This is a genomic window from Janthinobacterium sp. UMAB-60, from assembly GCF_900095235.1.
Lineage (GTDB): Bacteria > Pseudomonadota > Gammaproteobacteria > Burkholderiales > Burkholderiaceae_D > Janthinobacterium.
In genome coordinates this window covers 451,902-462,041 of record NZ_LT607484.1, presented here as the reverse complement: position 1 = coordinate 462,041, position 10,140 = coordinate 451,902, and the positions used below count along the sequence as shown (strand labels likewise).

General features: G+C 64.5%; 10 protein-coding genes and 1 riboswitch. Of the genes, 2 read left to right on the top strand and 8 right to left on the bottom strand.

Going from position 1 to position 10,140, the window contains the following annotated elements:
• Both K0F86_RS07945 and K0F86_RS07940 read left to right on the top strand, forming a co-directional pair.
• A partial coding sequence (locus tag K0F86_RS07945; protein ID WP_257572038.1) for a YDG domain-containing protein occupies positions 1-1,140 on the top strand: 1,140 nt, incomplete at its 5' end.
• A 39-nt stretch (positions 1,141-1,179) separates the two neighbouring features.
• Entirely contained in the window at positions 1,180-1,467 is a 288-nt protein-coding gene (locus K0F86_RS07940) for a hypothetical protein (protein WP_219133891.1), read from the top strand.
• Here the strand turns inward: K0F86_RS07940 and K0F86_RS07935 are convergent.
• The 8 genes from K0F86_RS07935 to K0F86_RS07900 all read right to left on the bottom strand — a co-directional run bounded on the left by K0F86_RS07935 (position 1,464) and on the right by K0F86_RS07900 (position 10,039).
• On the bottom strand, positions 1,464-1,784 hold the full coding sequence (locus K0F86_RS07935) for a DUF2288 domain-containing protein (RefSeq protein ID WP_219133890.1): 321 nt from the start codon (positions 1,782-1,784) through the stop codon (positions 1,464-1,466). The genes K0F86_RS07940 and K0F86_RS07935 overlap by 4 nt on opposite strands.
• A gap of 52 nt (positions 1,785-1,836) precedes the next feature.
• The gene (locus K0F86_RS07930) at positions 1,837-2,532 is read right to left on the bottom strand and encodes an RES family NAD+ phosphorylase (RefSeq protein WP_374197271.1); all 696 of its coding nucleotides are present in this window, start codon (positions 2,530-2,532) and stop codon (positions 1,837-1,839) included.
• A gap of 2 nt (positions 2,533-2,534) precedes the next feature.
• Complete coding sequence (locus K0F86_RS07925; protein ID WP_219133889.1) at positions 2,535-2,972, bottom strand: MbcA/ParS/Xre antitoxin family protein; 438 nt, start codon at positions 2,970-2,972, stop codon at positions 2,535-2,537.
• A gap of 135 nt (positions 2,973-3,107) precedes the next feature.
• Positions 3,108-5,723, bottom strand: a complete 2,616-nt coding sequence (locus K0F86_RS07920) for a S53 family peptidase (RefSeq protein ID WP_219133888.1) — start codon at positions 5,721-5,723, stop codon at positions 3,108-3,110.
• 83 nt (positions 5,724-5,806) lie between these two features.
• A riboswitch (cyclic di-GMP riboswitch) is annotated at positions 5,807-5,893 on the bottom strand.
• A gap of 267 nt (positions 5,894-6,160) precedes the next feature.
• Entirely contained in the window at positions 6,161-6,574 is a 414-nt protein-coding gene (gene fos / locus K0F86_RS07915) for a fosfomycin resistance glutathione transferase (RefSeq protein WP_219133887.1), read from the bottom strand.
• A 15-nt stretch (positions 6,575-6,589) separates the two neighbouring features.
• The gene (locus K0F86_RS07910; protein ID WP_219133886.1) at positions 6,590-7,174 is read right to left on the bottom strand and encodes an RDD family protein; all 585 of its coding nucleotides are present in this window, start codon (positions 7,172-7,174) and stop codon (positions 6,590-6,592) included.
• Between the two features lie 115 nt (positions 7,175-7,289).
• On the bottom strand, positions 7,290-8,990 hold the full coding sequence (gene recJ / locus K0F86_RS07905; RefSeq protein ID WP_219133885.1) for a single-stranded-DNA-specific exonuclease RecJ: 1,701 nt from the start codon (positions 8,988-8,990) through the stop codon (positions 7,290-7,292).
• Positions 8,987-10,039: a hypothetical protein gene (locus K0F86_RS07900; RefSeq protein WP_257572037.1), complete on the bottom strand. Its 1,053-nt coding sequence runs from the start codon at positions 10,037-10,039 to the stop codon at positions 8,987-8,989. Before K0F86_RS07900 ends, recJ begins: the two co-directional genes overlap by 4 nt.
• Between the last annotated feature and the right edge of the window lie 101 nt (positions 10,040-10,140).

Here is a 10,140-nt window from a genome sequence, read left to right as displayed (position 1 = left end):
ACGCTGGTCGATACGGCCAGCGGCCTGGCCAGCAACTATACGGTCAGCAACCCGACCGGTCTGACGGCCAGCATCACGCCGAAAACCCTGACGGTGGCCGGCCAGCTGGCCGGCAACAAGATCTACGACGGCAATACGGCGGCGCAATTGTCCGGTGGCGTGCTGGCGGGCCTGGTGGCGGGCGAAAGCCTGGGCTTGGGTGGCCAGACGGCGACGTTTGACGACAAGAACGCGGCCACCGCCAAGGCGGTGACGGTGACAGGTACGACCCTGGTCGATACCAGTACCGGCCTGGCCAGCAACTACACGGTCAGCAACCCGACCGGTTTGACGGCCAGCATTACGCCGGCCAGCCTGCTGGTGCGCGCCACGGGTGCAGTGCCGCGCGTGTATGACACCAGCACCAACGCCAGCGTGACCCTGGCGGACAACCGTATCGCCGGCGACGTGCTGAGCATCAGCAACAGCGGCGCCAGCTTTGCCGACAAGAACGCCGGCGCCAACAAAACGGTGACGGTGAACGGCATTGCGCTCAGCGGTACGGACGCCGGCAACTACACGGTCAACGCCACGGCGACCACCACGGCCAGCATCACGCAGGCGGCCCTGGGGGTGAAGGTGGGCAATACCGAGAAAGACCAGGGCTTTGTCAATCCGGCCTTCACTGCCAGCTACACGGGCTTGCTGGGCAACGACACGCTGGCGAACGAGGTCGGCGGCAATCTGGTGTTCAGCACGCCAGCCAGCATCGCTACGCCATCGGGCAGCTATCTGGTGTCGGCGGCCGGCCAGACGTCGACCAACTATGCGTTGACCTACACGCCGGGCGTGCTGACCGTCAAGCCGACCGAAGCACTGCAAAGCGCGGTGGCGAGTGTGATCGCGGCGGTCAATGTAGCGCCATCGCAGGGCAATATGGTGCAGGCCGAAGTGGCGGCGAAAGGCGAAACCGTGACCAGCAAGGAAGACGCGGTGCAGGTGGCGCTGGAGAGCCGTCAGCCGCAGCAGGGCAGCACGCCGGTGGTGCTGACGACGGCATCGGTGAACAGCAATGTCTTGCCGGGCTTGCGCCTGAGTGTGGTCGATACGGGCCTGCGACTGCCTGTGGCGGCTGGCAACAGCAGCATCGAAAGCCAGTAAGCGTGCATTAACCGGGCTTGCCAGTGGAAGTGCCGCTTCGTGACGTACGCGAAGCGGCATTTTTTTTGCCGCCATGCCATCTGCTGGCAACCTATCATCAGCCTGCCGCTTTCGACGCCAGTCGTGGCCGATGACGGCTACGTGCTGGAAAACGGCATCATTTCCATGCGCGGCCCGGCCGAGCGTCTGAAGCTGGCGGCGGCCAATTTGCTGCGCCAGCAGCAGCTGCAAGGGCAATCGTATGTGGATGAGGCGGGCCGCAGCGACAGCGTGACGCGCCTGGACGGCAGCGCGTCGCTGCGCCTGATGCTCGAACGCAGTCTTTAGTGTTGCGTCGGCTTTTCCTGCTGCACCAGGATGAACGGGCTGACGACGACGGCCCACAGGGCCGCATCGGCCGCCTGCCAGTCCAGCGCCTGCTGGTCCGACACCTTGGCCACTTTGCCATCGACCATCCATTGCGTGATGGTGGACTTGTCGTCGTGCGAGATGCGCACGGCCACTTCGATCAGGTCCAGCTCATTGGCGACCCAGACGACGTTGCCCTGGGCGAAGTGTTTTTCCAGTTCGCTCCAGGCCAGGCGGGCCGTTTCGCTGTTCACTTTGAGGCGCAGTTCGGTGTCTTTTTCAGGATTGGTTTGCATGCGAGTATCAATGTTCGGTGAGTCGGGTGCCGTTGCGCGCGGCTGGCTTGCCTTACAGGGCTTCCACGCGCGGCGTCGGCGTACCCCGCCATGTTAACCGATAGGCGGCGCCTTTGCGAACATTGCCCACCAGGGCAGGGCGGAAGCAGGCCAGATTGGTGCCGCTGGCGTGCCGCACGCTGGGGAAGATCACGCCCATGGAGCCGGCGTCGAGCAGGATGGCGGCCAGGTCTTGCGAGGCGATGTAGCTGGCCGGGTCCAGGCAAGCCTGATAGCGCTGCTGGCCGCGCAGGTCGTGGAAGCTGGCGGAAAAATCGGCCAGCAGCGACTGGTAGCTGACGCTGTCGTCGAAATAGTCGATTTCCTGGTATTCCACGGTTTTATGGAAAATGATCTCGGCCAGCGCCGTTTTCATGTCGAAGGCGCAATACCAGGCGCCCCGCTCGCCATCGTTGAAACGCGCCCCTTCCGGGCGGGCATACGTGTAGGCGGCGTTGATGATGCGAAAGTTCGGCACGCCAAAAACCAGCTCGTCCACGCCAATTCCTGGCGCGCCGCCGTACTCGGCCACCAGGCGCGCGTTGGTGGCGTTATCGAGTTCGAACAGTTCGCGCAGGTGCGCGTCGTCTTCGGCCAATGGCGCCAGCACGGAGTCTTCCATGTCGGCGAAGCGCGAGGGAATCAGGCGGCAGGTGTCGATCTGGCGCAGGGCGGCCAGCGGCGGCAGGGATGCCAGGTGCGGCAGCACGATTACAGCCCTCCGCGGCGCGCGTCGAGCAGCTTGCGCACCGTCTGCATGGCCAGCAAGCCGCCGGCCAGCATTTGCGACAGGGGCGTGCGGCCGCCGAACACGGGATTTTTGTTGGGCAAGCTCACCCAGTCGTCGGCCAGCTTGTCGCCGTACAGGATGTGCAAGGCCTTGTAGATGCCCAGCAAATACGAAATGCGCGTGATGCGGTCCACTTCCAGCACGCGGTCCGGGTGCTTTTTCCACTCGTACCAGGCGCTGCTGGACAGGCCGCCCAGCAGTTCGCGCGCATCGTCGTCGCGCAGTTTCCAGGCGGCGGCCAGCTTGAAGAAGCCTTTCAGGGCCGCCTGCGACAATCGCTCGCGCTCGGCCTTGGCATTCAGGTCGACGAGCACGGCCGGCTCGAAGCGGCTCTTGGGGTAGGCGTAGGCGAGATTCATGGCATTCCTTCAATAAAACTCTGTATATGGACTATTTATACTCCGTTTCAGGATTCGTTGCAAGGTGCGTGCGCATGAAAAAGGGGCGCACCAGGACAGGTGTCCCGGTGCGCCCCATTGGCGGGCCGCGCTGGCTTATCTTGCCGTGATGGTGACAGGCACGTTCAGTTGTGCCGTCAAGCCGTTATTGTCCAGCGCCACCACCTTCAGCGTATAGCTGCCGGTCACCGGTTGCGGCCAGTAGGCCGTGATGGTCAGGCCGCTCATGGAAAACTGCATGCCCAGCGGCGCGCCGTCGATCGAGATCCGCAGCGAGGTCGCACCTGGCGCCGTCAGCACGATGCTGCCGCTCATGGCCTTGCCCGCCACGCCCGTCATGGCGGCGGCGCTGATCGTCGGACCGGCGGCGGCGATTTTCACCGTGGCCACGGCCTGGCCCGTCAAGAGCGTTTTCGTATCCTTGGCGATGACGGTCACGCTGTAGCTGCCCAGCACGGGGCTGGCCCAGCTGACGACGCCGGCCGCATTGATGCTCATGCCGGACGGCGCGCCCGACAGGCTGTAGGTGACGGGGTTGGGCGCCACCGTCGTGGCCGTGAACGCCAGGGCCACGCCGGGCTTGCCGCTGACGCCGGCGACGGTGACCACGGGCGGCAGCGGGGCGGCGATGGCCACCGTGTAGATGCCTTTGCCGCTCAAGCCGGTCTTGCTGTCCTTGGCCGTGACGGTGACGGCATAGGTGCCCGCCAGCGGCGTCGCCCAGCTCACCAGGCCCGCGCTGCTGATGCTCATGCCGGCCGGCGCGCCGGCGAGCGTATAGCTGACGGGGTTCGGCGCGGTGACGCTGACAGTGAAGGCCAGCGCCGTGCCGACCTTGCCCGTGACGGCGCCGGCGGCGACGACAGGCGCCGGTTGCGGCGCGATGACGATGTTGTACACGCCCTGGCCACTGAGACCACTGACGGTATCTTTAGCCACCATGGTCACGGCATACGTGCCGGCCACGGGGGCGGTCCAGCTGACCACGCCTGTGGCGGCGATGCTCATGCCGGCCGGCGCGCCCAGCATGGTGTAGCTGAGGGCATTGGCGGCGCTGGCCGATACCGTGAACGACAGCGACGTGCCGACCATGCCGCTGATGCTGGCCCCGGTCACCACGGGGGCGGTTGGGGCGATCTGCGTGCCCGACAGGCTGGCCAGCAGGCTTTTCACGTTGGGCGTGCCCAGGCCGCCCAGCGGGTCATAGCCGACCCTGGCCGTGCACACGCCGCAGCTGCCGTTGCTGCCGCGCGTGATGTCGGCGAAGCTGCTGGCAAAGGTGCCGGGGACGGTGGCGATCTGGCCGTACAGTATGCTGTGCGGCAAGCCGAGCGCCGCCTTCGCTTGCAGCGCACGGCTGGCATTGGCGATGGCGACCAGGCCGGCCCACTGTGGCGTGGACAGGCTGGTGCCGCCGATGCTGAGCCAGCTGGCGGTGCTGCTGCCCTGTGCCATCACGGCCGTGTATTGGCCGGTGGCAGGGTCGGCATTGAAGGCCACATCGGCCACGTTGCGCCGCAGCAGATTGGTCAGGCCGGGCACGTTGGCCGTCTGGTAGGTGGGCAGTGCCGTGTAGGCGCTGATGCCGCCGCCCGTACCGGACCAGGCCGCTTCGCTGCGCACGCCGCTGCCGCTGTAGCTGAGCGTGGTGCCGCCCACGGCCAGCACGTTCGGTGACACGGACGGCCAGGACACGCCGCTGCCCGAGTCGCCCGTGGCGGCCAGGTAGCTCATGTTCTTGCCCGTGAAGGCGCTGTCGACGGAAGCCGTCCAGCTGCCTTCGGCGGCGCCAAAGCTCATCGACACGACGCCAGGTCCCATCAGATTGGCCAGGCGCACGGCGCCCAGCAGGTTGTTGATGGACGCGTCGGGCGCCTCGATCAGCACGATGCGCGCCAGCGGCGCCGTGGCATGCGCCCACTGCACGTCGAGCGCGATTTCCATGGCCCAGCCCGAGTTATAGGCGGGCGCGGTGGCCGTCATCGTGCTCGATGGCGTGTTGTAGACAACAGAAAATTCACAGCCGCTGGCCGGGGCGGGCGGCAAGGGCAGGGTGGCATTCGTGGCGATGGCCTTGGTGGTGCAGCCGGGCAAGCCGAATTTCTGGTTGAAGATGGCCAGTTCGGCCGCCGCGTTCGGGTTGTGCATGGCGTCGACGATATAGATCGTCTGCCCCGCGCCCAACTGGGCCGCCTGGCTGGGCGTCAGCGCCGTGCCCGCCGCCGGCAGCGCGGGCAGGTCGTAGGCGGCGCGGATTTGCGCGGGAGAGTATGTTGCCACCATGCTGCTGCCAGCCATGGGCGCGGCCAGACCCGATCCGTCGCTGGCCAGCGGCGAGATATCCTGTGCTGCCTGTTGCGCGGCGGCGATCTTTTGCGCCGTCAGGCGGCGCGTGCTGATGTCCGTCATGGCGCCGGGCACCCGCTGCATGTGCGGGCGCCAGTGGGCCGAGCCGCTGCTGTTGGCGCTGTCGCGCCCGTCAGGCGCATCGAGCAGGGCGGGGGCGGCATGGAACATCGGCTGCGCCACCAGCGTACCGACGGCGGCGGGGATGACGGGCACTTCGACAGTGAACTGGGTTGCCGCCGTGGCAATGGCGGCGGGGGGCGCCGATGTCTCCTGACCGGGGCCGCAAGCGCCCAGCAGGATGGCGGTCGTGGCGCCCAGCAGCAGGCGCCCGTGACGGGGATGCAGGGGGGTGAATTTTTTCATGGCGAAACTCTCCGAGTTGGCGAGGGCCACATCTCGACAATGCATCCTGGCATGGTGCCGCGCGCTGGCGGTCCTGGCCCTGCATTGGCAGCCCCGCTGCCGTGGCGCTTGTGCGCGGTAGGCCGGTGGCTTTGCGTCCCCGCCTTTCGACGGGTTTGCCCTCAGAATTGATCATGCATCGCTACAAACTTCCTGATGCGTTATCAATTCTAGTGAATTTGCCAAATAAGTGTTAACTATTTTCAATGAACATTTTCATTATTGCAATTAAATGTGGCGAATTTACCTATTCTCGGGTGCAATCTTGCCAGCTTGATTAAGCCTTAAAGGCAAGGTTGTCAGAGGGGTATCGATGCGTGACAGTGTTTTTTCACAGCAACGGCGCTTGCTCCTTCGGTTGTATTAATGAATTTCATGAATTTATCGAATATTCTGTTTCAAGCATCAGCCTCGAACACCATGCCTGGATACGGCGCTGCGCGGCACGCCGCCAACCGCTGCGCCAGGCTGCCCGCGTGGGCTTCCAGCCGGTGGCCGTCCGGATCGAGAAAATACAGGGAATCGCCGGCGCTGCTGTTTTGCTGCCATTCCGCCACGCCAGCCGTGCGCAGGCGGGCGGCAAAGGCGGGAAAGTCTTCCTGGGAAATGGAAAAGGCGTAGTGCGTGTAGCCGCCCGCGCTGATCGCCGCGCCCGCATCGAGTGACAGGCACAGCCACAAATCCCCAGCCGACAGATACGCGCCCCTGTCCCAGCGCGCATGCGGGCGCAGGCCCAAGGTGTCGCGGTAAAAGACGACGCTGCGCGCCAGGTCGCGCACGGACAGAGTGAGGTGGTTCAGGCCGGTCAACATGGTGCTGGATAACTTTCAGGTGGGGGTGATGGCCAGTGGCGGCGTTTGCGGTGCTTTGGCTGAAAGCTTGATGACGACAGTGCCGGCCATGAAGTCTTGCAGGGCGCGGCGCTGTTTATTCAGCATCAGGGCGATGAACTCGCTAAGCATCCAGATCCATACTATATTAACGAACCATTCCTCCCAGGCGCTCGCGTAGCCGAAGGCCGAGGCTCCCTGAGTCAATGTGGCGGGAAGGAACAGTAGTAAGAGCTCCCAAAGTCTTGGAATATCGGCCAATAGACTGAGGCCGGCTACAACAGAGTAGCGTAGCCAAGTGGCGCGGCTGGTAACTGCAGATCCATCCTGCATGCGTAGTTTTAATTTGAATAGCCACATGCCTGGAGTCGAACCGTAGCGAGCAACTAGAAAGACGTTGTATACCAGCATGATAGGCAGAAGAAGAGAAAGCTTTTCAATAATATGCGTAGGCACAACGGTACGTAGAGCAATGAATATTGCCGCAGCAATGACGCCTCCAATTACGGCAAGGCTTAATATCATCGTTATTTGATCAAATAAAAATGCGCCCAGCCGGCGCCAGAATCCGCCGTATTCCATCCGATATCCTCCCAGTCAAGGCAACCGGCGGCTGCCTGCATGACTAGATACGCTATTACTTAGGGGGAATGTTGGCTATCTGGCGCATGCTTGAGGTGGGGCAACAGTCACGCCATTAAGCAGGCTCCGCATGTTCGACCATGAGCTGCACCTTGGTCGTGCCATTGTATTCATTCGCATCGAGCCGGAAGGCGACCCGCGTGCGTTCGCCCAGCGCATCCGTGTGGCCGAACCAGATGGCGTCGAAGCGCACGCCGTTCTTTTCCAGCAGCAGCTTCAAATGGCGCTCTTTTAATATGCGCTGGCTGACGACGCGGAATTCGTCGCAGAAGACGGGCGGGGCGAAGCCCTGGCCCCACACTTGCCCATCCATCAGCTCGATGAAGGCCGTCGTGTAATACGCGTCTTCCAGCGGGCCGTCCGTTTCCACGACTCTTTCCAGTTGCTGCTGGCTGAGCCAGGCCTGGCCCACGGCTTCGAAGGCCTGGGAAAACGCGTCGAAAGCGTCGGCGCGGATGGTCAGGCCCGCCGCCATGGCATGGCCGCCGAACTTGTCGATCAGGCTCGGCGCCCGTTTCGACACCAGGTCGAGCGCGTCGCGCAAGTGAAAACCGGGAATCGAGCGGCCGGACCCCTTGATCCAGCCGTCCGCGCCCGGTGCAAACGTGATGGTCGGACGATAAAACTTTTCCTTCAGGCGCGAGGCGACGATGCCGATCACGCCCTGGTGCCAGGAGGCGTCGAAGACGCTGATGGTGCTGCTGTTGGCCGGCTCGAAATCGTCGAGGTGCAGCAGGGCCGTATCCTGCATTTCCGCCTCGATTTCGCGGCGCTTCAGGTTGATGTCGTTGAGTTGCTGCGCCAGCGCCCAGGCGCGGCCTTCGTCGTCCGTGATCAGGCATTCGATGCCCAGCGACATGTCTTGCAGGCGGCCGGCCGCATTCAGGCGCGGGCCCAGGGCAAAGCCCAGGTCGAACGGCGTGGCGCTGCGCGCTTCGCGGCCGGCCACGCGGAACAGGGCGGCCACGCCCGCGTGCATATTGCCCTTGCGCATGCGTTTCAGGCCTTGCGCGACGAGGATGCGGTTGTTGCTATCGAGGCGCACCACGTCGGCCACCGTGCCCAGCGCCACCAGGTCGAGCAGGTTGTCGAGCTTGGGTTGTGTCTGCGCATCGAACACGCCGCGCCGGCGCAGCTCGGCCCGCAGGGCCAGCAGCACGTAGAACACCACGCCCACGCCCGCCAGGTGCTTGCTGGGAAAACCGCAGGCGGGCTGGTTCGGGTTGACGATGACGGCCGCGTCGGGCAGGGTGTCGGCCGGCAAATGGTGGTCGGTGACGACCACCTGGATGCCGCGCCGGTTCGCTTCGGCCACGCCGTCGATGCTGGCGATGCCGTTGTCGACGGTGATGATGATGTCGGGCGACTTTTCGCGCGCCGTCAATTCGACGATTTCCGGCGTCAGGCCGTAGCCGTATTCAAAACGGTTGGGCACGATGAAATCGACGTCGGCGCCCATGGCGCGCAAGCCGCGGATGGCCACGGCGCAGGCGGTGGCACCGTCGCAATCGTAGTCGGCCACGATGACCATGCGTTTCTTGGCGGCAATCGCGTCGGCCAGGAAGACGCCGGCCGCGCCGATGTGCAGCAAGCCGGACGGCGGCATCAGGGCCGCCAGTTCGCTCGACAGTTCTTTCGCGTCGGACAGGCCGCGCGAGGCGTACAAACGGGCCAGCACGGGGTGGATGCCGCCCTGGCGCAGCAGTTCGGATTCGCGGTAAGGGCAGGGACGGGTGGCGATGCGGGTACGGGTCATGATGCTTTCAACTTGTTCAGGGTAATCGCGCGCCAGAATTTGCGCTGCGCATGTTTGCTGGTGGTGCAGTCCAGCCAGGCGTCGCGGTGGCTCAGCACCAGGCGCAACTGGCCCACACGGCCATCTTTGAGGGCCGCCAGCAGGGGGGCGAACCAGTCTGTTTCCAGCGCGTGCAATTGCTGTAGCCACATGCCCCATTCCTGGGCCTGCGCCGCCTCGATCAGGCCGCCCAGCACAACGATCGTGTCGGATTGGTCCGCCAGCACACTGTTTGGACTGGCATCGCGCCGCGCCGGTTCCGCCAGCGCGGCCAGCCAGCCGGGCGCATTCTGCGTATGCAGGCTGGCGGCGCAGCGCGCAGCTTCAGCGTTAGCCAGGCTGGCGCCCCAGATCCAGAAGGCATTGACGGCTTTCAAGCCCCGCTCTTCGCGCGCCGCATTGACAGGGTGTTCATGCCACAGCATCTGCACTTCGTTCTGCAGGCGGCGCGCGGCGCGCGCGTGCTCGCCTTCCGGCATCCAGACGGACAGATCCTGCGTGGTGGCGGCGTCTGGCGAGGCGCACTGCAAGTCGCTCCAGGCGTCGGCGCGCATGAACCAGGTGCCCGCATCGCCATACGCGAGCGGTTGGCCGATTTCGTCGAAATACGGGGCCGCAATGTCGAACAGGGCGCGCCCGTCATCCTCGCTCAGCTTGAGCTGGCGCAAGTCTTCCAGGCTGATATGGCTGCGGGCGATGGCCAGGTGGGCCGGGTGCAGCAGGAAGTAACGGGCGCCAGGCTCCGGCACGAGGCCGTAGCCGCGCATGGCCAGTGCGGCAAAGGCCGCCTGCGCCGCCTCGCCGTTGGGCGCGGGCGCCAGGGCTAGCGCATGCGCCAGCCACGCTTCGTGCGGCAACAGGCGCTTGGCGTTGTCAAAAGCTTCCACATTGCAAGCGGAGGTGCGCGACAGCAGCGCCGCCAGCGCGGGCGCCTGCAAGACCTTGAGCAGGTCGGCAGCCAGTTCGGCATTGGGCAAGGCGCAGGGCAGGACGAGGGTAAGTTGATTCATCCCGAGATTGTAGGCGATTGTGGCCATGCCAGAGTAGGGGCAGATAATCTTCCTTGGGCAGGCAAGGTATCAAAAAAACATCAAGGTTATATAAATTTAAT